Source organism: Pseudomonas sp. NBRC 111123, from assembly GCF_001320205.1.
GTDB lineage: Bacteria > Pseudomonadota > Gammaproteobacteria > Pseudomonadales > Pseudomonadaceae > Aquipseudomonas > Aquipseudomonas putida_J.
Map to the genome: position 1 here is coordinate 45160 of NZ_BCAZ01000008.1, position 25397 is coordinate 70556.

At 64.1% G+C, this 25397-nt stretch carries 12 protein-coding genes; 7 read left to right on the plus strand and 5 right to left on the minus strand.

The features are described 5' to 3' along the window. Nucleotides 1-44: 44 nt before the first annotated feature. From APH27_RS06625 to APH27_RS06645, 5 genes are all read right to left on the minus strand, one after another. Entirely contained in the window at nucleotides 45-1583 is a 1539-nt protein-coding gene (locus APH27_RS06625) for a TolC family protein (protein WP_060484338.1), read from the minus strand. A gap of 37 nt (nucleotides 1584-1620) precedes the next feature. Beyond that, on the minus strand, nucleotides 1621-12144 hold the full coding sequence (locus tag APH27_RS06630; protein ID WP_060484339.1) for a VCBS domain-containing protein: 10524 nt from the start codon (nucleotides 12142-12144) through the stop codon (nucleotides 1621-1623). Nucleotides 12145-12242: 98 nt separating this feature from the next. Next, a complete protein-coding gene (locus APH27_RS06635) occupies nucleotides 12243-14333 on the minus strand; it encodes an HlyD family efflux transporter periplasmic adaptor subunit (protein WP_060484340.1) in 2091 nt (696 codons plus the stop codon). Then, nucleotides 14333-15679: an efflux RND transporter periplasmic adaptor subunit gene (locus APH27_RS06640; RefSeq protein ID WP_177331650.1), complete on the minus strand. Its 1347-nt coding sequence runs from the start codon at nucleotides 15677-15679 to the stop codon at nucleotides 14333-14335. The genes APH27_RS06635 and APH27_RS06640 overlap by 1 nt, the downstream gene beginning before the upstream one ends. Then, on the minus strand, nucleotides 15676-16428 hold the full coding sequence (locus APH27_RS06645) for an efflux RND transporter periplasmic adaptor subunit (RefSeq protein ID WP_060484342.1): 753 nt from the start codon (nucleotides 16426-16428) through the stop codon (nucleotides 15676-15678). The genes APH27_RS06640 and APH27_RS06645 overlap by 4 nt, the downstream gene beginning before the upstream one ends. Nucleotides 16429-16580: 152 nt before the next feature. On the opposite strand from APH27_RS06645, the gene APH27_RS06650 reads away from it, so the two are divergent. The 7 genes from APH27_RS06650 to APH27_RS06680 all read left to right on the plus strand — a co-directional run bounded on the left by APH27_RS06650 (nucleotide 16581) and on the right by APH27_RS06680 (nucleotide 25353). After that, nucleotides 16581-18857, plus strand: a complete 2277-nt coding sequence (locus tag APH27_RS06650) for a tetratricopeptide repeat protein (protein WP_060484392.1) — start codon at nucleotides 16581-16583, stop codon at nucleotides 18855-18857. A 185-nt stretch (nucleotides 18858-19042) separates the two neighbouring features. Further along, complete coding sequence (locus APH27_RS06655; RefSeq protein WP_060484343.1) at nucleotides 19043-20017, plus strand: MoxR family ATPase; 975 nt, start codon at nucleotides 19043-19045, stop codon at nucleotides 20015-20017. A 10-nt stretch (nucleotides 20018-20027) separates the two neighbouring features. After that, nucleotides 20028-20978: a DUF58 domain-containing protein gene (locus tag APH27_RS06660; protein WP_060484344.1), complete on the plus strand. Its 951-nt coding sequence runs from the start codon at nucleotides 20028-20030 to the stop codon at nucleotides 20976-20978. Further along, nucleotides 20975-21472 carry a DUF4381 domain-containing protein gene (locus tag APH27_RS06665; protein ID WP_060484345.1) on the plus strand — a complete coding sequence of 166 codons (498 nt, stop codon included), beginning with the start codon at nucleotides 20975-20977 and terminating at the stop codon, nucleotides 21470-21472. The genes APH27_RS06660 and APH27_RS06665 overlap by 4 nt, the downstream gene beginning before the upstream one ends. Then, complete coding sequence (locus tag APH27_RS06670) at nucleotides 21459-22439, plus strand: VWA domain-containing protein (RefSeq protein WP_060484346.1); 981 nt, start codon at nucleotides 21459-21461, stop codon at nucleotides 22437-22439. Before APH27_RS06665 ends, APH27_RS06670 begins: the two co-directional genes overlap by 14 nt. Next, nucleotides 22436-24037: a VWA domain-containing protein gene (locus APH27_RS06675; protein WP_060484347.1), complete on the plus strand. Its 1602-nt coding sequence runs from the start codon at nucleotides 22436-22438 to the stop codon at nucleotides 24035-24037. Before APH27_RS06670 ends, APH27_RS06675 begins: the two co-directional genes overlap by 4 nt. After that, the gene (locus tag APH27_RS06680) at nucleotides 24034-25353 is read left to right on the plus strand and encodes a BatD family protein (protein ID WP_060484348.1); all 1320 of its coding nucleotides are present in this window, start codon (nucleotides 24034-24036) and stop codon (nucleotides 25351-25353) included. Before APH27_RS06675 ends, APH27_RS06680 begins: the two co-directional genes overlap by 4 nt. The last annotated feature ends 44 nt before the right edge of the window (nucleotides 25354-25397 follow it).

The window sequence follows — 25397 nt, forward strand, 5'->3', positions numbered from 1 at the left end:
CGAGCGAGCACGCCCCTGTAAGTTTTGTTGTCAGAAGGGTTACTTCATCTAATCGCCTGCTGTGGTGTTATACCGGCCTTTCTTTCAAGCGCCAGGTATGAACCGGTTTGCTGTTCCATGGTACGTTGGATATCCCGTGCCAAACTTTTCACATCATGCCGCTCTATTTCCTTGGGCATTACTGAAAAACCTATCGAGTTATAAAGCCGGCCCCAAGCTGCTTGGGCATCCGAGTAAGCGGCCTCGCGCTGGTAGCGCGACAGTAACAAGCGTCCTTCTGCCCGTATCAGTTCCAGCTCGCTGCCCAAAGCGGCGCTGCGTGATGACTGGGCATAGTCAAGCAGGCTCTGGTCCACCCGCAGGCTTTCATCGGCAAAATCCACTTCCTGGCGGGCCAGCTGATAACGCAGCAGGCCCACGCGCACCTGGGTCAGGATGGCCATTGACAACGCTGTGCGGCGCATGTCGTCGGTCTTGGCCTGGCTCTCTTGAGCGGCTGTAATGTCCGGGTATTGGAGCAGGCGCAGCAGGTTCATCGAAACGTTGATGCCAGTCTGGTTCCAGTCGCTGTTGTATAAGTACTTGTTGGAGTCGTACTCGTAGCCATAATTGAAGCTTACATTTGGCCACAGCTGGGCCTTGGCGATTTTCAGGTCGTTCATGTTCACGCGCTTGCGGTACCACTCTTCCATGATTTCCGGGCGGTGCTCCAGCGATAGGCGCTCGAGTTTTTCAAGATTGCCGTTCACCAGCGGCAAAGGTTGCTCGCTGCTGTCAGCCAGAACCATGCGGGTGTTCGGTGGCAGCGACATCAGCGCGGACAGCTCGGCTCGGGCAAACTCCAAGTCCTGGCGGCGCACGGTGAGCATATACACCGAGTCGAGCAGGGCTCGCTGGTAGGCCAAAATGTCCTGGCGCGGCAGCAGGCCCCGACCTTCTGCCTCCCGGGCAGCGGTCAACGCACGGTGAGTGCGCATCAGCAGCCCGTCCACTTCCGGCAACAGCCGCTGGGCACCTAGGGCGCGCCAGTAGGCGTTGCGCACGTCCTGCAGCACGTTCTGGGCCACCTTCTCGCGACGCTCCTCGGCCATCAACATCTGGTCGTTCTTCTGCTGGGTTCGGAAATAGGCCACACCAAAGTCCAGCAGGCTCCACGATAAGCCCAAGCTGTACAAGGTACGGTAGCGCTCCTCGGAGGTGGACGGGCGCAAGCTCACCTGGCGGTCCTCAATGCCGATGGAGGTGCCGCCCGAATCGTTGTTGCGCCCGGCGTAGCCGGCAGAGGCCACCAGCCGTGGCAGCATTTCGTGGCTGGACACATCGCGCAGGTCCGAGGCCAGCGCGCTCTCCAGCAGCTTCAGGCGGTAATCGAGGTTGTACTTGAGCGCCCGTGCCGAAGCTTCGTAGAAAGTGATCGGTCCGTTGACCGGCTCCTGCTCCTTATACATGCGCGCCTGATCCTCGATCACCCGCTGGCGCATCTGGTCTTCGGTGTAGGGTTCGGGCTGGAAGGCCGAGCAGGCTCCGAGCAGCAGGCCAAGGGTGGTGAGGGTGCTCAGGCTTCTCAATGTCGATACCGGCATACGCTGTCCTTATTCAATCCGTGATGAGGCATTGGCATCAGGGCACATTGCTGCCGCGTCGCTGAGCGGCATCGCGCAGCTGCGCGCGGAAGCCATTGGCAGGTTGTGCACGCTGTTCAGCCACCATGTCTTGGCGGAGCGGCGCCCAAACCGAAGGATCGGGCAACAAGCCGTCGGCAGTCAGGCTGGTGACCCCCTGGCGGCCGTCCACCCAGTTCTTGTCTTCAGCACTGGCCTGGCGGCTGTTGGCCACGGCCTGGGCCACGAACTGGCCGTCGACCAGACCCAGCTGGGCGCCGATTGATTGGCTTTCGATCTCAGGTGTGGCAAACAACTGAACGTTGCTGCCGTCGGCGTCCCAGGCCGACAGGCTCAATGCCTGGTTGACCCGTTCCACCACCGGAGCCACGAAAATAGCCGGCGTCACGCTCGGCAGCGGCAGGCCGCCCTGGCCACTATGACTTTCGCGGTCAACGTACGGGCCCGGTGGAATGTACGGGCTGGAGATGTCCAGGGTGATGGTCAACTGCGCATCGTCGGTCGCGCCGGCCAAGTCACTGAGGGTGTAGGTGAAGTAGTCCCGCAGCACCTGGCCAAGGCCGGCCGCGGCCAGCACCTCAGGGTTGCTCAGGTCGATGGTGTAGGTGTAGCTGCCATCGGTATTGAGCACCAGGGTGCCATAGCGGCCGGCAATCGGCTGGCCGACCACGCCCGCTGTGCCGGTACCGTTTTCCTGCCCGCTACGGATCCCCGTTACGGTCAGGCTGTCACCGCCGTCCACGTCGCTGTCGTTGGGCAGTACGTTACCACTGGTGTGCGGCGCTGGTACCTGGTCGCTGGCGGTGTTGCTGTCGTCGCGTGCCACCGGATAGTCGTTGGCGCCCTGGATGGTCACGGTCAAGCGGGCGTCTGAGGTAATGCCGCCGGTGTCGCGCATGCGGTAGGTGAATACTTCGCGCAGCACTTCGCCAGCCGTGCGCATGGCCTGCACGGTCGGGTTGCTGTTGTCGACCACATACTGGTAACTGCCATCGGCGTTGATCAGCAACGTGCCGTATAGGCCTTGCAATAGTTGTCCTGCACTGGCGGTATGGCCATTTTCGCCGGTGTACTGCACAACGGTCTTGGTTTCGCCGTATTGCACGCCGTCCACATCGCTATCGTTGTCCAGCACGTTGCCGCGAGGGTCCACCCCTGCGGTACCGTTGTTGACGCCACCGGCTTCTACCGCAGCAGCCGTGTCGTCGTTGGCGACGGGGAAGTCGTTGCGCCCGTCGATAGTGATGGTCAGCAATCCGTTGGCGGTGCCGCCCCACACGTCGGTCAGCAGGTAGCTGAAGTTGTCGGTCAGGGTCTGGCCGCTGACGCGCAGCGCCTGCACTGCGGCCAGGCTGTTGTCCAGCGTATAGCTCCAGGTGCCGTCGGCGTTCAGCGTCAGGTCGCCATACTGGCCGCGCAGGGTTTGCCCGGTCGGGGTTGGGCTGTTGGGCAGCGGGCCGTTGCCGCTCCAAAAGGCCAGCACTTCCAGTGTTTCCGGCACCAGGATGTTGATGCTGTCCGGGTCGGTGTCGTTGTCCATGACGTTGCCGGCTGGGTTGCTACCAGGGATGTTGTTGCCCTGCCCACCCGCTTCGACGGCCAGGCCCTGGTCCGGGCCAGCAATCGGGGGCTGGTTCTCACCGCGTATCAGAACGAACAGGGTGGCGGTGTCACTCAAGCCGCCGGCATCGGTGACTTGGTAGGTGTAGCGCTGGATGACGAAGCCCAATGGCCCGAGGGCAATGATGTCGGGGTCGTTGGAGTTGACCACAAACTGGTAAGTGCCATTGGCGTTCAGCGTCAGCGTGCCGTAGTTGGTGGTGACCGTGGCGGTGCCGGTCAGCGTGTTCAGCGTGGGGTTGCTGCTCTCGGCCCCCACGCCCACGGCGGTGACGGTCTTGGTGTCGTTGGCATCCACATCGGTGTCGTTGTTCAGCACATTACCAGTGGGGTTGCGGCCCCCATTGCCATCGTCATCCGTGGCAACCGCATACGCCAGGTCGTCGTGCGCAACCGGCGCATCGTAACGGCCTTCGATGGTGATGGTGATCTGCGCCTGCGAACTGGCGCCTGCGGTGTCGTGCATGCGGTAGCTGAAGGTTTCGCTGAGGCTTTCACCGGCCTTGAGTGCCTGGACCGCCGCCAGGCTGTTGTTGATGGTGTACACGTAGTTGCCGTTGGCGTCGATGCTCAAGGTGCCGTAGTTGCCGGTGATGATCGTGGCGCCGGCAGTGACCTGCACGAACGTGCCGCCTGCTGCAAGTGTACCGAGGTAGACGCCGTCCACGGCTTTGCTGTCGCCTGCATCCACATCCTGGTCGTTAGTCAGGGTATTGCCGCTGCCGGCCTGGCCAGGTGTGCCGTTATTGGTGCCGCCGGCCTCAATGGCGATGGCGCTGTCATTGGCTGCGATAGGCGTATCGTTGCGCCCATGGATGACCACGGTGAAGGTGGCCGTAACAGTCTTGCCGTTGCCATCACTGACGTTGTACTGAAACACCTCGATCAGCCGGTCGGCGTCGGTACGCAGGGCCTGTACGGCAATGTTGCCGTTATCCACCACGTAGCGGTAGTTGCCCAGGGCATCGAGCACCAGACTGCCGTAGTTGCCGGCCAGGCTCTGGCCCACCGTGCCGCTGGTACCGCTGGGGTTGATGACGCCGGTGATCGTCAAGGTATCGCCATCGGGGTCGCTGTAGGCGCTGCGGATGCTTCCGCTGGGGTCCAGGCCTGGCGTGACATTGTTTAAGCCGCCGGCCTCCACGGCATCAACCGTGACCGGGTTGACCACGGGTGGGTCATTGACGCCGGTTACACTGATCACCAGTTGCGCCTGGTCGGTCAGCCCGCCGCTGTCGTGGATCTGGTAGGTGAAGATCACCTCCAGGCTTTGCCCGACGGCCAAGGCACGAATGGCCGGGTCGGCGCTGTTGACGGTGAAGCTGTAGGTGCCGTCTTCATTAAGCACCAGTTGGCCGAAGTTGCCGCTTATCAGATTGTTGTCGGCCAACCGGGCGACGGTGGCTGCAATCGACGCCGGCGTACCGGCGGCCACCGGGCTGAGTGCACCGCCTGCGCTTTCCAGGCCGCTGCGAACACCGTCCACCTTTAGCTGGGTGGCGGTGGGCTGGTCGCCGCGGTCGACATCGGTGTCAGCGCCCACGCCATTGTTGCCGGTGATCACGTTGCCATTTGCGTTGACCGGCGCCGGGCTGCCGTCACTGGCGCCTGCAGTGGCAGTGCCGCGGTCGTCCACGGCCACGGGCGCGTCGTTGGCCCCTTGGATGGTGATCAGCAGTACGGTCACCGAACTCAAGCCACCGGCATCGACCATCTGGTAGGTGAACTGTTCGACCAGTGTGTCCCCGGGGGAAAGCGCCTGGATTGCCGCGTTACTGTTGTCGATGACGTAGCGATAACTGCCGTCGGCACTGAGCGTGAGCGTACCGAACGATGCCAGTATGTTTGTCGCCCCGCTGTCGATCGGGATGATCCTTCCGCCCCCGGGACCGTCGTAGCGCACCGCGTTGACGTTCTTGGTTTCGCCCAGTGCCACCGAATCCACATCGGTGTCGTTGTCCAGCACATTGCCGATGGCATCTTGCCCGGGCGTAGCGTTGCTGGTGCCGCCGGCCTCGATGGCAATACCCACATCGCCGCTGGCGATGGGGGTATCGTTGGCCCCGTGAATATTGATGAGCAACTGCGCGCTGCTGTCCAGACCACCGCTGTCGACAACGTCATACGCAAACACTTCGCTGAGGAAGTCGCTGGAGGTGCGCAACGCCTGCACGGCAGGGTCGTCGTTGTTGACGACATACTGGAAACCGCCAGTAGCGGTGATGAACAGCGTGCCGTACAGGCCCTGAACTGTGGTGACCCCTGTAGCGCCCACGGCGATCCCACCAGGGTTGTTGACGTTAGCGATCCGCGTAACGGTAAGGAAATCGTTGTTGGTTTGGATGTCCACGTCGGTGTCATTATCCAGCACATTGCCCGTGGGATTGGTACCGGGATCGGCGTTGTTCCGGCCACCGGCTTCCACGGCATCGTACTGGTCGTTCTGGGCGATGGGCGCATCATTGACAGGGTCGAGCACGATGTTGAGCACATCGGTGTCGCTCAGCGCATCGGCCGGGTTCTGGCCGGGGATGCCGTCGCCGCTTGAGGGGTGGTCACCGAAGTTGCCTCGGTCGTTGGTAACCATGGTCAACGTTTCCCGGTCGCGGAAGGTGTTGAAGTCCTGGTCGCCCTTGTAGTACAGCTGGCTCAACGCCACGTTCAACTCAGCCAGTGTGCCGGTGAGCATCAGGGTGCGCCCTGAGCCGGTCGGCGGGGTGGCGTTTGCTGCGGGTGGCGTGGTGCTTTGCCAGATCACTCCGTGCACCACGGTTAGGGTGATGGTCATCACGCCGTCGGCGTTGCCGGCGTTCACGTCCACGTCGCTGGTGGCCAGCCCTCCGATGTGCAGCACGGTGTCTTCCTGGCCGTGCTGGTCAGCGACCGTATTGATGGGCGCTTCGTTGAGGTGCACGTAACCGGCGTCGGCGATGCCGGTACTGCCTTCGCCCAGGCTCAGGTTGATAGTGCCAAGCCCTGCCGTGGCAGCGGCGGTGTCGGTATCGATGCGCACGCGGAATTCGTTCTCGGTACCGGCTTGATGGGTTTGCGCAACAGCCACCAGGTAGCTGCCGGAGGGCAGCAGGGCAAACTGGTACAGGCCGCCATTGGCGGTGATGGTGGTGAACGTACGGTCGTCGGCGTTGCCGAACTGGCCGTCGTCACCGGCCCAGGTCAGGGTCACGGCAATGCCGTCCAGGCCTGTGCCGTCGGGGGTGACGCTATCGGTAGCGCTGCGGGTGTCGTCCCACAGGGTGCCCTGGATCACGCCCATCCCGGCCCCGTCGCTGAGGATGTAGTTGTTCAGGCCGGTTGCGCCGTCCTGACCGGTGCGTTCGCCGTCAGCACCCCCGGCGGTGGCGGGCAGCGAGCCGCCCCAGCCACTGGTTTCGAAGTCGGTGGGCAGGCTGGTCCAGGTGAGCACGGCGGCACTGGCGGCGTTGTCGGCGATGGTGACATTGGGCAGGACGACGGTGTAGATCACCTGCACGCTGTCATTTGGCGCCAAGCGGCCGAAATCCAGGGTAATGCCGGTGTCATCACTGAAGCTGACCCCGGGCGGCAGGTTGGCCAGGTCCAGGGCCACGCCGTTGAGCAGGATGCTTTGCACCTGATAGTTGCTGCCGTTGGGGAACTGGTCTGTCAGGTGGGTGTTGTAGGCCGGCACTTCGCCGTTCTGAGTGAAACTGACCGACACTGTGGCCGTGGTGATAGCGCTGCCCGCGGCCACGTCGATCACGGTCTTGTCCATGTTGGTGAAGCTCGGCTCAACTACACGCTCGAACACCGTGTCGCTCACGCCGCGATCCACGCCGCCATTCAAGCCGACGTGCTCGTGGGCCGTTACGCCCAGGTTGGCACCGGCCTGGTTGCTGGCCACGTTGGTGACGCGCACGTTGAACTCCAGCACCACGCCTTCGACGTCGGGGTCGTTGATTTCGGTGTTGGTCAGGTTGCCGAGGCTGAACGTCACCGTCTGGCTGCCATCGGCGTTGGTCACGATCACCAGGCGGCCATTGCTGATGTCGAACACCCCGGTTGGCACGGCGCCGGACAGGTCGGGCTGGATGCCTTGGGTCACGTCGCTCAACTGATTGCCCTGCATGCTTAGGATGCCGCTGCTGATCAGGTTGGTGGCATCGCTGGTAAGCCCGGCGGGAGTGTTGGACACAAACGCGAGCAGGATATCGTTGAGGCTGGCCGGGATGAACTCAAGTCCGGCTGCCAGTTCGATGCGGATCTGATAGTCCGGGTTGTCGCCGGTGGGCACCAGCACCGCGACCCGGTAACGCACGATTTCGCCGACCACCACGTTTTCGCTCAGGCCACTGGTGTCGGTGGCGCCGCTGCCGTTGGTGGCCGGCGCTGTGTCGGCCACGCCGCCCACCCGGCTGATGCGGATGCCGTTGCTGACCGGGAATACCAGCAACGAGGTCACCCGGTAATCGTTCAGCGTGCCGCCATTGAGTATGCCATCTTCGCCGCTGCGCTCGCCGTTGGTGGTGTCGACCGTGTTGTTGGCGCCGTCCAGGCTGGTCCAGCGCACATCCACCGCGTTGGGAAACGCCGCCTCGCCGGCAGCGGTGGCATTCACCGTGCCGGTCAGGCGAAGGGTAATGCTGCCGCCATTGGCGATGTCGATGTTCGCCCCTGTTACGCTGATCAATTGGCCGCCCTGAATGATGAAGTCGGCACCGCCGTTGTTGGTGGCACCGCCACTGTAAACCACGCCGGTTAGGGTGATGCCGCTCAGTTCGGTCGGCAGGCCGTCGAGCAGGCTGATGTCGAACGCATTGACGCCTGAGGTGTTGCTGATGACGATTTCAAAGTCCACCACATCGCCGTCTTCGTAACCACCGAACACCGGCGTGGAGGTGATTTGCTGGGTCACCGTGAGCGTCGGCTCGACGATGGTTACCGCCGGCTGCTGGGCACTGATCACGCTGCGTTCGGCCGGGACACTGCCATTGGGCGTGTCGCCATCGGGGTCGCTGTACACCAGTTGCGCGCCGTTGTTCAAGGTGGTGCCTTGCTGGTTGCCGGGTACGTTGCTGGCAACCAACACCAGGCGGATGACGAAGCTGTTGTTGCCGGTGATGTTGTCGGCCGATGCGCCTGCGCTGCTGAACACCAGCATCAAGTCGGCGCCGTCGCTGCCATCCAGGTTGACCGGGTTGACGTTCAGGGTGCCGTTGAAGTCGGCGCCAAGCGCGGCGCTGCCGGCCACGGTGGTGATGATCTGGAAGCCCAGGTTGCCGTTGAAGCGTGGGTCCAGGCGCAGACCGGGCGGGATCAGGTCGTTGATGCGCAGGCTGCCGGTGAAGCCTTCGGGCAAGTTGACCACGATGTCGTACGTCATGCTTTCGCCAATCACCAGGTTGCTTCCGGTGGTGTGGGAGGCGCTGGAGTCGTCGTTGCTGAGGCTGCCGTTCTGGTAGGTCTTGGTGATGGTCGGCGCGGCCACTTGCTGGTTGGCGTCTTCCACCAGGTCGGTGGGGGTGAAGTCCTGGCCGCCATTGACGCTGGCGTAGTTGGTCAGTGCCGCGCTGCTTTGCAGCGTGCTGGAGGCGAGGATGGCGTCGCTCACTGTGACGTCGTAGGTGATCACCACCACGTTGGCGCCGGACAGGTCGCTGGCCGTGCCGGCGCGGCCGGCCAGCAGGGTGGCCTGGCCGTTGGCGTCGAGGAACGTGATGGTGTTGCCGCTGACGCTGTAGTCGGTACCCAGCACCAGTTGCGTGCCATCACCACGGAAGATCTGCAGGTTGGCGGCACTCAGGCTGCCGCCGACAAACGCCAGGCCGTTGGGCAGGGTGACGCTGGTGCTGACGTCGAAAGCGCCGCCGCCACCTGTGTTCTTGATCGCAGTAGCCAGGCGCAGGGTGTCGGCGCCGTCGATGCCGCTGACGTTGCCATCCACCGCCGCCAGGCTGGTGACGCTGCCACCGAACGGCACGCCGCCGGTGCCTGGCGCGTTCCAACTGCCAGTTGTACCGGTGACCGTGCCGTTGCTGCTGCTGACCACCCCATGCTTGATGTCCAGCACCGGCTCGGCCACCGATTCGATCACCGCCACATCGGACGACACCAGCACGTCTTTATCCACCGTGGTGGTCTGGCTCGATTGTGCCAGCACGTCCAGCTCGCGCTGGTCGGCAAACGGCTGGTCGCCCACCACCATGGTGAATAGCACTTGAACAGTGCCGCCGTTCAGGCCGCCCGAGACGAAGTTGCCGAAGTCGAAGACGATGGAGTTGCCAGGGCCGGTGGTGACGCTGTCCGGCACATCGAGGATGTTGTTGCCGCTGCCGAAGGTCCACTGTCCTGCGCCATTGCCGAAGCTCCAGGTAATGCCGGTGGCATTGAGCAGCGGCAGCGGCAAGTAGGCGGTCAGCTTGAAGTTTTCGTAGTCGGCTACCAGTAGGTCGTATGTGATGGTGAAGGTCACTACGTCGCCCGGGCGCAGCTCGCCATTCGCGGGCGGGGTGCCGCTGTTCACCTGGGTCAGTTCGATATCTACGCTGGAGGTCTGGATGGTGCTGGTGGTGCTGGAACCGTCGCTCTGCGTGCTGCCAATGTTCAGTGCATCGCGCAACACGGTGGCAGCCACGGTGGCATTGTTGCCCACGCTGTCGCCTTCGTTGAGCTGGTCGTGGGGCGGGTGGTCGCTAGTGTAGGTGGTGTCGACCGTCGCGTCGTAGACGATGCGCAGGCCGGTAGCGCCATCCTGGTTGGTATCGTCGTACAGGTCTCCGAACAGCGCGGCCAGGCCCGGGCCGGCGACCGCTTGGCGGAGGGACTCGGCAATGTCGAAAACCAGCGTGGTACTGCCGTCGGCGTTCACGGTCTGGGTGTAGATGAGGGCAATGCTCTGCGAGGCGCCATTGGCCATTATCAGCAACGTTGGCGCAGTGCCTGCGCTGAACGTCTGGCCGTCGCTGAGCAGGTCGGTGACGGTAAACTGGCCTTGTTCGAGGATGTTCTCGCCAAAAGCGAAGAAGTCGGAAATGGCCACGTCCATGGTGTAGCGCAGGGTGTCGCCGGGGGTCAGCCCAGGGGTGCCGACATCGTTCTGCAAGTCCACTCCCTTGAGCAGGGTGATGGACTTGGCCACGAAGGTCACGCCCTGGCCGTTGCCGTCCTCACTGAATGGGTAGCCGTCGGGGTCAGTGGGGCGGTCGCGCGGGTCCAGCGGGTTCCAGTCGCCGGTTACGCTGGCGGTACCGAAATCGATGGTCACCGAGTTGCCGGTGGCCGGGTCAAGCACGGGTTTGCCGTTGGCGTCGATCTCGGGCACGTAGAAGCTCACCTGCGTCTCGCTAGCGGCACTTAGCGTGTCGTAGTGGATGCTGTAGCTCTCTACGAAGACATTCGGGCTGGCCAGCGCAACGGCGATGGCAGCAGGGTCGGTGAGCACCCGGCCATCGTGCAGGGTGACCGACGTGAGCGTGCCGCCGGGGCCTGGTGTGATGGCACTGACATGCACCTGGTCGGGCACGGTCTGGGTCACGGTGACGTTGGTCAGGGTCTGCCCCGATGCCGGGGTGACGGTGACGGTCTGGGTGCGCGTGTAGTTGGGGCCGGTGACGGTTTCGCCTTCGGGCATATTGACCGTCTGCGTGACCTTGAGCAGGGTCGGAGTGATGATGAAACTGTGCAGCGAAGCCTCTACCACGCTCGGGTCCTGCACCGGGTTGTTCAGCGAATCGTTGCCGTACTCGAAGCCGGCACGGGCGTTGATGGTGAGGTTGGGCGCGCCGTCGGAATAGGTGGTGTCGGCCAGGTTGCTGAGCAGGCCGGTGACCTGGATGTCGATGCTGGGCTGGCCGCTGGTAACGCTGGCATAGGGCAGTTGCAGCACCACCATCTGGTCGCCCGGCTTCATGCCGACGCTGGCGGCGTTGATCACCAGGGCATTGCCGCTGGCGTCCTTGGCCAATGGGTGAGTGGCATTGCCGTTGGCGTCAAAGGTGATGACGAAGCTGTTTACCGCTTGGCCCAGGTAGGTGGCGGAAACGAACGTGGCGCCATCATCGCCGTCGCGCCCGGTGGCGGGCATGAACAGGTCGATGTATGGGGCGTAGCCTTCCTGGGTAGAGGGGTTGGTGAAGCTGACGGTGAAGGTGAATTGCTCGCCCAGCTGCACCTCGGTGCCGCCGCTGCTCAGGCTGGCGGTGGGGCTGGCATCGGCCAACAGACCATGGAAACTGGCCAGGGTCGAGGCGGCCAGGGCGATGGACTTGTCCACGTCGCCATTGCTGACTTCCAGTTTCCAGTCACCGCCAGCCAGCTGGCTGCCGGTGGCATTGCTGGACGCGCCAACGTCGGCGCCGGTCCAGCTCGCCAGTTCGTTGATCAGGGCCTTGCCGCTGCTGCCGGCGCCCACGTCGCAGCCGTACAGCTGGATGTCGGCACCGGCGTTGAGTTCGTTGCGCCAGCTGCTGAGGCGGTCGCCCAGTTGCTCGACGGTTTGCTGGGTGAACACCTGGTTGCCCAGGGTGAACTGCCCGGCGGCGCCGTGGGAGAACACCTGGATGGAGTCGACCTTGCCCAGTTGCACCAGGGCATTGCTGATGGCCGCGATGGCATCCTGGCCGGCGTCGACAACCAGCGCGGTTGTGCCTGCGGGCAGGTTGGCGGCCAGTTGCTCGCGGTTTTCCACGCGGGCGTCGATCACCACCAGGTTGCGCGGCTGGGCGGCGGGCGCGGCGGTGGTTTGCGCCTCGCTGGCGGTAGGGGCTGGGTGTGCCGTGTCCTTGGCCTCGGCGTGGCTCGGGTCGCTGTGCTGCTGGTCGACGGCTGTGGCGGCGGCACCGTCGAACAGGATGCGTTGCTCAAGCGCCAGGGTTTGTGAGCGAGGGCGCAATGCAGCGGCGAAGCCGGGTCTGCTGTTCATGTCCATGATGCATACCTGCTCGAAAGTTCAACGCCAGTTTCTGAGTAGATCAAGGGTAGCCCGGAATTTCCGATTTGGTGTACGGGCAACACGGAGCCTGGCACTCAAAACCCACTCTCTCGCAACGCAACCCCTGCCAACCAGCGCCCCATCTCACCCAGCACGCTGCGCCGCTCGCCGTCGATTTTTAATCTGCCGCGTGTCTCGTGCAGGCCAACCAGCGGCGCATCCAGTGCAATCAGTACTTGAAACACCGCATGGGTCGGCACCAACGGTTGGCTACCGGTGAGCACGGGCCCGCCAAAGTGGGACGACAGCATGCGGTGGGCCAGTTGATTTGCACGGGTGCTGCCAATGGCCAGTACTCTGCCGGACAATGCTATCGCCTGGCCTTCTGGGTAAAAGCGTACGGTATTGTCCACGGCCAGGTGGTGTACCTGGTCTTGCGCCACATAGGCATCCACCTGCCAACGGCGGGGATCGATGAGGATGCCCAGCGGCTCCTGGCGATTGACCCACTGCCCAGCGCGCCAATCCGGATCGCGGTCCAGCCAGGTACCGGCGAAGGGGGCCTGCAAATTCAGGCGGGCGATCTCTACGCGGGCCGAGCGGGCCTCCTCGTTCTGCACGTTCAGGCGTTGCTGGGTGGCGGCATCGACACTCAGCCCCGCCGGGTCGGCCAGCAGGCCCGACAGCCGTGCCTGGTAGCTGCGCGCAGTGGCCTCGCTACTGCGCAGGCGTGAGTCCAAGTCCGGCTCGTCCAGCGTCGCCAGCACTTCGCCAGCCTTGACCTGGCCCTGCTCGCGCAGGCTTTGCAAGCGTGCCGGGTAGGGCGTGTAAACCCGCAGTTGCTGCTCGGCCCGGGCTACTCCCACCGCATCCACCTGGCTGTGCCACGGCATCGCCAAGGCCAGTACAGCCAGCCCCATGCACAGGTAGAACAGCTGCTTGCGCCCCCCTGGGATGCGCGCCCGTTGTTGCCACCAGTGGCTCAGTTCGCGTTTGACCGGCAGGGCGATGAACCAGGCGATTTCAACCATGAACAGTACGATTCCTAACAGCTTGAAGAAGAACAGGTACACCGCCACGGCGATGCCCAGAAACAGCACTAAACGGTATACCCAGGTGGCGAAGGCGAAGGCCACCAGCAGACGCCGCTGGTGGCTGGGGAATGGCTCCGGCCACGGCTCGTGCAGCCCCAGCAAATTGCGCCGCAGGGCCACCCGGGCCAGCGCCGAGGCCCGTTCGTGCAGGTTGGGGAAGTCCAGCAGGTCGCTGAGGATGAAATAGCCATCAAAGCGCATGAACGGGCTGGCGTTAAGCGCCAGCGACAACACCCAGCTGGTGGTGGCCAGGTACAACAGGGCATTGCGCAGCGCGCCGTCGCCGCATAACGCCCAGCCCAGCGTCGCCAGGCCCGCCAGTGACAGCTCGGTAGCGATGCCCGCCGATGCGATTGCCAGGCGCTGGCGCGAATGCTTCAGCTTCCAGCTTTCACCGGTGTCGGTGTACAGCATTGGCCACAGCACCAGAAAGGCCACCCCCATGTGTCCCACCCGCAGGCCCAGGCGGGTGGCGACCAGCGCATGGCCCAGCTCGTGCAATGTTTTGGCGACGATCAGGGCCAGCGCAAAGCTCAACAGCCCTTCGGTGGAGAACGATTCCACCACCGCATGGGTGAAGCTGTCCCACTGCTGAATCACCAGCAGGATACCCAGCAGGCTCAGGCCGATCACCAACAAGCCGGTCAGTGGATGGAACAGCCAGCCGAGCGCCCCGGCCAGGCGCCGCAGGCCTACTTGAGGACGCAGTAAAGGAACGCGGAAGAACAGATAATGGTGCAACCACCAGCGCCAACTCGACCAGGTACGCGCTTCGCTACGCGCCTGCAGTTTGCCCAACTGCTCGGGCCCGGCGCGCAGTAGCTGGTGGTGTTCGAGGAAGGTGCGCAGTTCCAGTACTTGCTCCACATCCGGCTTCAGGGCGCTGTCACGCGCTACCTGTTCGCTGATCTGCCGGGGTGACTGGCCCCAGCGCAGCAGGCACTCGAACTCCAGCCAGCCAATGCGGTAGAAGCGGTTGACCACAGTGTCGTGGATCATCCACGCCGGCTCCCCGTCGCGGTTATCCGCGGCATCGCACAGGCGCAGGTCTTCGCGCAGAGGCGGCAGGGGCAGGTCGGCCGGGTCGAGCATCACCAGCCACTCCAGGCACGCATCGTAGCCAGTGGCCGCCGCAGCAGGTAATAGCCGAGCATCACCCGGTCGCCATAAAGCTTGGCGGTGCCATGCAGGCCCAGGCGGGCATGCGCCGGCTGTTCTTCGATGCTCGCCAGCAGGCGGTAGGCGACCACACCGTCGTCGCTGGGCCTGGCCTGATAGCTGGTTTCAAGAATTTTGCCCTTAAGCGGGCTGAGCGGGTAGGCCGTCAGGAACAGCGTTACCTCGGCACCCGGCTCCAGGGCAATGGCATCGGCCACCGCCAACTGGATCTGCATGGCCGGCTGCGCCGGGTCGGCAACGTGCATGATGCGCTCGCCGGTGGACACCGGTTTGCCCAGCCAGTCGTTGGGGTCGCTGAACACTGCCACCCCGCCGCGCGGTGCCAGCACTTGGGTGCGCTTGAGTTGCGCCTGCACGGCGGCCAGTTCGGCGCGGCGCTGCTGCACGCGGCTTTGCAGCAGCGTCAGTTCGCCCTTGCTCTGTGGGTTGTCAAAGGCCCGCTGGCTGGCCGCAAGCAGTTCTGCATCGGCTACCGCCACCTCTTTGCCCAGTACATCGGCGCGGCTGCGCAATGTGGTTTCATCCAGCGTGAAAAGCGGCGTATCGGCGTCAACCGGCTGATTGGGGCGCACTAGCACCTGGGCGACCACCCCGTCGATGGGCGAAGTGACGATCTGCGCCTGGCGCGACACGATCTGCGCTGGGGCCAGCGCCGTCTGGCGCACCGGCACCAGCAGCAAGCCGCCGAGCAGCAGTAAGGTCAGCAGCACCTGGCGCCGGCTCGGGCGCCAACGGCCCAGGCGCTGACGGTGGGTGAGGGCGTTCCAGCAATAGGCCCAAGTGCCGGTCAGGCCTTCCAGGTGCTTGGGCAAGATCGCGGGGGGCGGCTCTTCGAGCAGCACCACCAGTAGGCCAAGGCGCTCACCGGTTGACGCATGCACCGGGATGCACCACAGGCCTGCAGGCCACCATTCGGCCCAGCCTTCGGCGATGTCGGCCGGTGGCGTGGCGGTGGCAACGGTGACCCAGGCCGGTTGCGAGTCTTTTATGTGTTCGCCCAGCCAGTGGCTGGCCCGCTTCAGCCACACCAGGTACGGCGAGTCTTCGGTAGGGCGTGCCAGACCGGACACGCACAGCAGCTCGAAAGCGCCCTTGGCTTGCCTGAACACCAGGGCTTGATGAAAGGGCAGCAGCGGGTACAGGTCGTTGGCCATGCTGAAGGCCAGCGCGTTCAGCGACTCGGCGGCCATCGCCTTGTCGCGCAGGGCGTCCAGTTGCAGCAGCATTTGCGGGTGCGGCAGTGGCTGATTCATGGTCATGGAGCGAACCGCGCGGTGCCGCTCATGCCTGCCATCAGATCAGGGAAGCGCTGTTCGAAGCGCGCCTCCAGCTCCACGGTCTGTGCCACGGCATCGACTCGAGCATTTATCACGCTGACTTTGGCCGGGTAGGTCTTGCCGGTTTCGTGAACATTCACCTCCAGCGGCTGGCCGGGGCTGAGGGTCTTCAATTGGCTCGACGGCACGTTCAGGCGCACCTTCAGGGCGCCGTCGCTGACCAGGTCGAATAGCGGCGTGCCGGCGCTGACAGTTTGATACGGTTTCACGTAAACCTTGGCGACATGCCCGGAAAACGGCGCCAGCACTTGGCAGTAACTCATCTGCGCCTCGCCCATGGCGCGTGCGCCATCGGCCTTCTGCACTTCGGTATTGGCGGCTGCCACTTCGATGTCGCCCACGGCGTCCAACTTGCGCAGCTGCTGTTTGGCCTGCAAGTTCTGCCGGGCCATGGCCAGTTCTGCCACCGCCACCTTGCCGCGCGCCTGGGCCTCGCTGCAGTTGAAGCGTGCCAGCGTGGCGCCCTTGGCGACGTGTTCGCCAAAGTTGGTCTTCAGCTCACCCAGCGTGCCATTCATCTGGCTGGACAGGGTCGTTTCCAGCTCGGCGGCCAGCAGCACACGGATGGCTTGCGGGGCGTCGCCAGGCGTGTCCTGTTCGGCGTAGGCGGTGACGCTTGTCAATGCCAGCAGTAGGGGCAGGCAGCAGTGTCCAACGACGGGCATGGGCATTCTCGTGTCCTTGTTGAGCGCGGGGGCAACTCACTCATCTTAGGAAGGAAATCGCGCTTTGCCCAAAGACAGGCTTTCAGTCATTGCAGACCGATGGACGTGTACTACGCTGCATCGGGGATCAAATATGGAGCGATTCAATGGTGCGGGGCATGCTGGCAAGGAAGTGGGGACTGGCATTGATACGCACCTGCATGCTCGGGTTTTTGCTGAGTAGTGCAGCACTGGCAGCCGCCGAGGGGCAATTGCCGCGACAGGCCACCGAGCGCGAGGGGTATGCCGACGCTGGCACTTGCCTGGGTTGCCACGCCGACCAGGCCAGCCAATGGCAACACTCCGACCATGCCTGGGCATTGCGTGAGCCCACGGCTGATAACGTGCTCGGCAATTTCGACAACGCACACTTCGACGAAGACGGGGTCCAGGCCCGTTTTTTCCGTAAAGGTAACGGCTATTACGTCAACCTAGAGGGGGAAGATGGCAAACCGGCTGACTTTCGCGTGCTCTATACGTTTGGCTTCGAACCCTTGCAGCAGTACCTGGTGGCCTTGTCACGAGGGCGCCTGCAGGCGCTGACCCTTGCCTGGGACAGCCGCCCGGCCGCACAGGGCGGGCAGCGTTGGTTCTCGCTGTATCCAGGGCAGCGCTTCGCGCCTAACGACCCCCTGCACTGGACCGGCCGCTACCAGAACTGGAACGCCATGTGCGCCGACTGCCACTCCACCGCGCTGGCCAAACACTACGATGACAAAAAAGACAGCTTTGCCAGTACCTGGCAGGAACAGAATGTCGGTTGCCAAGGTTGCCACGGGCCAGGTCAGGCCCATGTCGACTGGGCCAAACAGCATCCCGGCGCCTCTCCGGCGCAAGGTTTAGTCGTGGATTTCAAAGCCTTGGGCAGCAAGGGGCAGGTCGAGCAGTGCGCCTATTGCCACAGCCGCCGCCAAGGCCTGGGCTCCGGCCAACTACCCGGCCATCCCCAACTCGACCAAAGTTTGCCGGCTACGCTGCGTACCGGCCTGTACCATGACGCCGGCCAGATCGACGGCGAGGTCTATGAATTTGGCTCGTTCAGCCAAAGCAAGATGTACGCGGCCGGGGTCGCCTGCACCGACTGCCACAACCCGCACACAACCAAGGTGCGAATCGAAGGCAATGGCCTGTGCGTGCAATGTCACAATACGCAGCCCAACACCGCACGCTTCGCCGGCCTGCAGGCCAAGGACTACGACAGCCCGGCGCACCATCACCACGTGGTCGGCTCGCCCGGCGCGCAGTGCGTGAACTGCCATATGCCAACCAAGAACTACATGGTGGTCGACCCTCGGCGCGATCACAGCATCCGTATCCCGAGGCCCGACCTTGCTGACACCGGTCCGGACGCCTGCACCACTTGCCATCAGGATCAGAAGCCAGCCTGGGCTGCCAGCGCCATCGACAGCTGGTTTGCAAACCCCAAGCGCCCGTCCCATTACGGGCAAGCGTTCCATGCCGTGCGCCAAGACCCGTCCACCACCTTGAGCCGCTTGGGCTACGTGTTGGCCGACAAGAGCAACCCGGCGATTGTCCGCGCCACCGCCGCCGACCAGCTGGCGGACATTGGCCCAGCTGCCGCCAGCAACCTGCGCTGGGCCTTGCAGGACAAAGACGCCGTGGTGCGTGCCTATGCGGTGTCCGGTTTTACCAGTCTGCCGGCCGAGGAGCGCCTGAAACCGCTGCTGCCACTGCTTGAAGACCCAACCCGGGCGGTGCGTGACGAGGCTGTGCGGGCGTTGGCCGATGTACCGCCAGCGCAGTTGCCGGCTGCGTTTGCGCCCCTGCTTGCCGAGTACGAACAGCGCCTGCGAAGCAACGCCGACTTGCCCGGTGGACGGCTCAACCTGGCCGTGCTGCTGCAACGCCAGGGGCGCGACGAGCAGGCGATGGAAGAGTACCGCCAGGCCCTGAAGATGGACCCGTATTTCGTCCCTGCCAGGGTCAACCTGGTGACACTTGAAAGCAGCGCCCAGCGGCTGGGCGATGCCGAACAGTTGCTGCGTGATGGCGTGGCGCTGGAGAAGATGCCCCAGGCCGATCGTGGCAATCTGGCCTACATGCTGGCGCTACTACTGGTGGAGCGGAACAAACCCGATGAGGCGGTCGGCTGGATGGAACAGGCTGCCGTGGCGCTGCCGGGAAATTCACGCATCCGTTACAACCAGGGGTTGCTGCTGTCGCGGATGAACCGTCGGGATGAGGCGTTGGTGGCGTTGCGCAGCGGGTTGGAGCAAGCGCCGGAGAATGCGGATTTGCTGTACACGCTGATCTACCTGCACGCCTTGGCGGGGGAGCGTGAACAAGCGTTTCCGTATGTTCAGCGGATGCGTGAAGTGGCGCCGGAGGATCCGCGGTTGCAGGCCATTGAGCCCTATTGGAAGGAACGGCCGTGATGTGTTTGCGGTGCGATTATTTTGTTTAAGATCGCGCGCTGCGCGGGCGGCGCGCGATCTCCCAGGCGCAGGAAAAAAATCAAAAACCGATCAAAACCCTATTCTCTCTTCACGACACGCTATTGCACCCACCTCACGTGGGACTAGGATCTATCAGACCGCTAACCCACCCAAGGACCGCGCCCGTGAACACCCACGAACACGTCCAGGCCCTGGAGGCATCGGTCGCCGAAAAAGTCCTCGGTCAGGCCGAGACCATCCGCCATGTCCTGCTCGGCCTGCTCGCCAACGGCCATGTTCTGCTCGAAAGTCTGCCCGGCCTGGCCAAGACCCGCACGGTCAAGGCCCTGGCCACGCACCTTGAGGCGCAGATGCGGCGCATACAGTTCACCCCGGACCTGCTGCCTTCGGACATCACCGGCGGGGAGATCCTGCAACAGACGCCGGAAGGCAACAAGATCAGCTTTCAGCCCGGTCCGCTGTTCGGCAACGTTATCCTCGCCGATGAAATCAACCGCGCCCCGGCCAAAGTCCAGGCGGCCTTGCTCGAAGCCATGGAAGAGCGCCAGATCACCGTGGCTGGGCAGAGCTACCCGATGCCCGGGCTTTTCATGGTGCTGGCTACCCAGAACCCGATCGAACAAGAGGGCACCTACCCGCTACCCGAGGCGCAGATGGACCGCTTCCTCATGAAGCTGCAACTCGACTACCCGCGCCCCGAGGACGAAACCCAGGTGTTGCGCCTGGTGCGGGAAGAGGACCAGGCCAGCCACGAGGCTGCCGCACAACCGGCACGGTTGGCCCAACAGGTGATTTTCGACGCCCGCCGCGAGGTGGCGCAGGTGCATGTGTCGCAGGCCATCGACCGTTACCTGATCGACCTAGTCAACGCCACGCGGCACCCGAATGACTACGACCCGGACCTGGCGCGCTGGATCAGGATCGGTGCCAGCCCGCGTGGCGGCATCAGCCTCGACCGGGTGTCGCGCGCCCACGCCTGGCTGCAAGGCCAGGACTTCGTGTCGCCCGACAACGTGCGTGCCGTTGTGCATCCGGTGCTGCGGCACCGCTTGCAGCTTTCCTATGACGCGGTCACCGATGGCGTGGCGGCCGACCAGGTCATTGACCGGTTGCTGGACAAGGTGGCGATTCCCGCCTGACGGACATGCTATGGATGCCAACAAGGTAGTTGCAGACGGCTTCGTGTATGCCTCGCTCGCCGAGCTGATGGCGCTGGAGGCTCGTGCCCGCGGCCTGAGCTTCGTTGCCCGCCAGCCGCTGTCGAGCATCCTCTCCGGCAACCACGCCTCGCGCCTGCGTGGGCGGGGGTTAAGTTTTGACGAGCTGCGCCATTACCTGCCCGGCGACGACTTGCGCCACCTCGACTGGCGGGCATCGCTGCGCTACGGCAAACCGTTCGTGCGCACCTTCACCGAGGAGCGCGACCGGCCGACCCTGGTGCTGGTGGACCAGCGCATGAGCATGTACTTCGGGTCGCAGCGTTACTTCAAATCGGTCAGCGCCGCGCAACTGGCAGCCCTCTGTGCGTGGATGGCTTTTCATGCCGGTGACCGGGTCGGCGGTATGGTGTTCGACGGCCAGCAGGTGCAGTACGTCAGGCCCCTGCGCAGCCGGGCGCGGGTCGAAGCGCTGTGCAGCTCGGTGGTAAACGCCAACCACCGGTTATCGGCGTATGCCGCCGACCAGGAAAACGATGCCCAGCTGGACAAGGTGCTGCGCAGTTGCGCTGCCAGTGCAGGCCACGACCATTTGATCTGCATCATTAGCGACTTTGCCGGCATCACGCCAGACACCTTGCCGTTGCTGCGCCAGCTAAGCCAGCACAATGATGTGATCGCGATTCAGGTGTACGACCCAATTGCCCTCCAGGTGCCGGACAAGGGCCGGCTGAACGTCACCCAGGGTGCTGTGCAGGTGGAACTGGAGGTGGGGCAGCGGCGCATCAATCGGCCCTTGGGCGAGTTTCTGGCCGGGCGCCTGCAAGATGTGGCCGACCTGCTGCGTCGCAGCCAGGTACCGCTGATGCTGATCAGCACCGGCGACGACAGCCTTGATCAATTGCGTCGTGAGCTGGGGCGCTTGGCCCAGGTGCCCCGATGAACAGTACGGCACCATCCATAGATCATCTGCGCGAGCTGGCACCCGGGGTGCCGCCGTTCAGCTACTTGCCGCAGACCTGGGCCTGGCTTGCGCTCGGCATTTTGCTGCTGACGCTGGTTGGCCTGTGGGCTGCGCTGCGCTGGCGCCGCTGGCAGCGTGACCAATATCGTCGCGAGGCGCTGGCCCGGCTCGATGCGCTGGCCGCGAGCCAGGGAGAACAGCGCCTGGCCGCACTGCGCGAACTACCCGTACTGCTCAAGCGCGTTGCGTTGTCGATGCCGGCCGGGCCCACGGCTGCCAGTCTGGCCGGTGCGGCCTGGCAAACCTTTCTCGACCAGCGCGCACCACAGCCGTTGCCCGCCGACTTCGCCCAAACATTGCACACGCTTGCCTACGCGCCCGATGCCGCCCTGCGCGCACTGGATGCACAGCAAGCGAGCGCGCTCTTCAGTGCCAGCCGCAGCTGGATCGAGGGGCACCATGTGGCAGTTTGATTACCCCTGGGTGTTTCTGCTGCTTCCGCTGGCGTGGCTGGCCTATCGGTTATTGGCCCCGTATCAAGAAGGCCGTAGCGCGTTGCGCGTGCCGTTTTTCGCGGCCATGAGCCGCGCTGTGGGTAAGCAGCCGGGGCAGGCGAATGGTGGCGGCGGGCGTGCGCAACTGCTGCTCAATGTGCTGGTGTGGTGTCTGCTGGTGGCGGCCTGTGCCCGGCCGGTGCTAGTGGAAAAACCCGTCCAGCGCGAACAGCCGATCCGCGATCTGATGCTGGCCATCGACATCTCCCAATCCATGGAGGCCTCCGACTACAGTGATGCCGACGGCCAGAGGACCGACCGGTTGACTGCGGTCAAGGCGGTGGTGCGCGACTTCATCGCCCGGCGTAAGGACGACCGCATCGGCCTGATCGTGTTCGGCACCGGCGCCTATCCGCAGGCGCCGTTGACTCTCGATCATGCCAGTCTGCTGCTGCTGCTCGATGAGGTCGGTATCGGCATGGCCGGGCCCAACACCGCACTGGGCGATGCCATTGGCCTGACCATCAAAGCCCTGGAAAACACCAATGAGCAGGAGAAAGTGCTAATCCTTCTGACCGACGGCAATGACACTAGCAGCGCCATTACCCCCGACCACGCCGCCCGGCTGGCTCAGGCCAACGACATCGTCGTGCATACCATTGGTATCGGCGACCCCCACGCCACCGGCGATGCCAAGGTCGACCTGGCAACATTGCAGGCAATTTCGCGGACAACCGGTGGTCAGTTCTTCCGCGCTGACGACCGTCAGGCGCTTCAGCAGGTGTACGCCACCCTAGACCGGCTGACCCCGCACAAGGTGCAGACCTTCAGCCATCAGCCCAAGCGCGACCTGTTCGTGTGGCCACTGGGCGCCGCGGCCGCTGCGCTGCTGGCGAGTCACCTGCTGGCGGTGGCGTGGTCACGACGCTCGGGGATGCAGGCATGACCGTCGACCTGGCCACCTTCCATTTTCTGCGCCCGTTGTGGCTGCTACTGATCCTGCCCGGTGTGCTGCTGCCGTTGCTATGGCTGCGGCGCCACGACCTGCGGCGGCAGTTGAATGGTGTCATCGCCCCGCACCTGGTCGAGCACTTGATGATCACCCCGACGGACCCACGCCGACTGCGCCCGGTGCACGGGCTGGGCGCCATGCTGGTGCTGGCTGCACTGGCGGCTGCTGGGCCAACCTGGCAGCAGGACATCCCGGACTTTCTCGATGACCGCGCGCCGCTGATCCTGGCGGTCGACCTGTCGCCTTCAATGGACGCCGATGACGTACCGCCCAGCCGCCTGGCTGCCGCGCGCCATACCCTGCACGACTTGGTGATGCGCCGTGGAGGCGCGCGCACCGGGCTGATCGCTTACGCCGGCAGTGCTCATCTGGTGCTGCCGGCTACTGAGGATCCAGGCCTGCTCGACACGTTCATCCAGGCATTGAGCACTGACTTGATGAGCGCACCCGGCAAGGATGTACTGGGCGTGATCGACCAGGCGCTCAAGCTGTTGGATGCGGAAAAAACGCCAGGCACCCTGGTATTGTTGACCGACGGCGCCGACCCCAGCCAGTTCGACGCTATCGATAAACGCCTGAATGGCACGGCGTTGCAGGTGCTGGTGCTGGCGGTCGGCAGCCAGTCCACGGGCCCTCTGCGTACTACCCAAGGCATGCCCCGGCTGGACGCCGAGGGCCGGCCCGTGCAGGGCGACTTCGATGAGCAAGGCCTCAAGGGATTGGCCAAGGCCGCCAGCGCGAGCTTGGGCAGCCTTACGCTGGGCGACGATGACCTGGACTGGATCGAACTGCACGCCCAGCGCCACTTCAAGGCCGCCAGCGCCGATGCCGGTCAGGTGCACTGGAAGGACGCCGGCTACTGGTTGTGCTGGCCGCTGTTGGTAATCGGCTTGTTCAGCGTACGTCGCGGTTGGCGGGTGAACTGGTTACCTGGGTTGCTACTGGCGTTGCTACTGGGGACCGGGGCAGAGCCTGCCCGGGCCGGTGTCCTTGCCGATGCCTTCTTCACCGCAGACCAGCAAGGACGCTGGGCGTTCGAGCACGGCCATTACCCGCAAGCTGCCGCGCACTTCCACGACCCTTACTGGAAAGGCGTGGCTGCCTATCAGGCCGCGGATTTTCAGGCAGCGCTGGCCGTCCTTGGCAAACTGGACACGGCACCCGCCTGGTTCTACCAAGGCAACAGCTACGTAAGACTGTTCAAGTTCGATCAGGCCATCGCGGCTTACCAGCAGGCCATTCGCCTGCAGCCGGACTTCGCTGAAGCCAAGGCCAACCTGGCGCTGGCGCAGGCGTTGCAAAAGGACTACGAGGACCAGCAGAAGGCCGGTACGCCCGACGAAAAAGCCGACAAGGTGGTCGAAGACCAGACCCCGGCCGTCGGCGGCCAGCAACAGCAGAAGAAGACGCCACAGGCGGCGTCCGACCAAGTGTGGTTGAACAACCTGACCACATCACCCGCGCAGTTTCTCAAGCGCAAGTTCTCGATACAGGAGGCCGCGCGGCATACCGCGGCCGAGGAGGCGCCATGAGCCGCCTTGCCGTGCTTTTGCTGGGCTGCCTGGCCGGGTTGGCGGGGTTGTCCAATGCTGCGGAGCCAGAGGTGCGGGTGCAGGCGCGCCTGGTACCGGACAACGCCGTCATGGTCGGTGCCACTATGACCCTCGAAGTGGACTTGCTGGTGGATACCTGGTTCACCGCGCCGCCCGAGCTGCCGGTGCTGCAGTTGCCCGGTGCAGTGGTGAACCCGCCCGGTGGCGAGGCCCAGCACTTGAACCAGCGACTCGATGGCAAAGCCTTCTTCGGCCTGCGCTACAGCTACCAGATCACCCCCACGGTGGCCCAGCCTTTCAGCATACCTGCGCTTACATTCCGTGTGCATCCAGGCCAGGGCACGGTTGCGCAGACGATACAAAGCGCGCCTTTGTCGTTCACGGTGAAAAGCCCCGGCGGTGGCGGCGGCGAGCAACGGCTGGTCGCGCAGGCGGTTGAGGTCGACCAGACTGTGGAGCGTTCGCACACCCCCTTGCGTGCAGGCGACAGCCTTACCCGCAAGGTGCATATCGTCGCCCGCGGTAGCCAGGCAATGCTCATCCCGCCGCCGACCTTCGCTGAAGTAAAGGGGCTTAAACGCTACGTGCAGACGCCCAGTGTGATTCCGCTGAGCGACGGCCGTGGGGGCACGCTGGGTGGTCAGCGCGAAGACAGTGTCACCTATGTGGTGGGTGGCGCAGGCCGCTACCAGCTACCCGCCATCGACGTGCAGTGGTGGGATGCCATCACTGGCCAGGCGCGAACGCTCACCGTGCCCGCCGTGGACCTTGAGGCAGGCGAGGGCAGCTACCAGGCGCCATTCTCGCTTCGTGAGGACTTGCGCGCGCTGGGCCAGGGGGCGCAGATCAGCATCGCCAGCCATGGTGTACTGCTGGCATTGCTGCTGTTGTTGCTGGCCGGGCTGGCTTGGGCCGCACGCGAATGGGGGATGGCCGGCTGGCAGCGGCTGCGGCGCTGGCAGGCACGCCGCCATCAGGCCTGGCTGGAGTCGCCCGGCTATGCCTGGCGACAGGCTCGGCAGCAGTGCACCAAAGAACCAGTGCGGCTGGACGCTATGTACTGCTGGCTGCGGCGTGCCACCGGGCAGCGCACGCTGTCGTCAAGTGAACATCCTGGCGACGGGCAGAACGACGTGGTTTTGCTAGCCTTCTTGCAAGAATTTTATGCCACAGGACGCTCTGAACGGCCGCCTGCCGATGCCCGCCGGCGTGTGTTGCAAAACCTGCGACAGCGGGTCGAGGCCCTGCCACCCAAGGCCCAGGGTAAACACGCGCTCAAGCAACTGAACCCCTGACCCGCGTGGTCAGCCAGGTAACTTCAGCAAGGATGGTTGACTAT

Excerpts from the sequence above, each read along its gene's own strand:
- APH27_RS06625 (WP_060484338.1), bottom strand. The coding sequence starts at position 1,583 with ATGCCGGTATCGACATTGAGAAGCCTGAGCACCCTCACCACCCTTGGC.
- APH27_RS06630 (WP_060484339.1), bottom strand. The coding sequence starts at position 12,144 with ATGGACATGAACAGCAGACCCGGCTTCGCCGCTGCATTGCGCCCTCGC.
- APH27_RS06635 (WP_060484340.1), bottom strand. The coding sequence starts at position 14,333 with ATGCTCGACCCGGCCGACCTGCCCCTGCCGCCTCTGCGCGAAGACCTG.
- APH27_RS06640 (WP_177331650.1), bottom strand. The coding sequence starts at position 15,679 with ATGACCATGAATCAGCCACTGCCGCACCCGCAAATGCTGCTGCAACTG.
- APH27_RS06645 (WP_060484342.1), bottom strand. The coding sequence starts at position 16,428 with ATGCCCATGCCCGTCGTTGGACACTGCTGCCTGCCCCTACTGCTGGCA.
- APH27_RS06650 (WP_060484392.1), top strand. The coding sequence starts at position 16,581 with ATGCTGGCAAGGAAGTGGGGACTGGCATTGATACGCACCTGCATGCTC.
- APH27_RS06660 (WP_060484344.1), top strand. The coding sequence starts at position 20,028 with ATGGATGCCAACAAGGTAGTTGCAGACGGCTTCGTGTATGCCTCGCTC.
- APH27_RS06665 (WP_060484345.1), top strand. The coding sequence starts at position 20,975 with ATGAACAGTACGGCACCATCCATAGATCATCTGCGCGAGCTGGCACCC.
- APH27_RS06670 (WP_060484346.1), top strand. The coding sequence starts at position 21,459 with ATGTGGCAGTTTGATTACCCCTGGGTGTTTCTGCTGCTTCCGCTGGCG.
- APH27_RS06675 (WP_060484347.1), top strand. The coding sequence starts at position 22,436 with ATGACCGTCGACCTGGCCACCTTCCATTTTCTGCGCCCGTTGTGGCTG.
- APH27_RS06680 (WP_060484348.1), top strand. The coding sequence starts at position 24,034 with ATGAGCCGCCTTGCCGTGCTTTTGCTGGGCTGCCTGGCCGGGTTGGCG.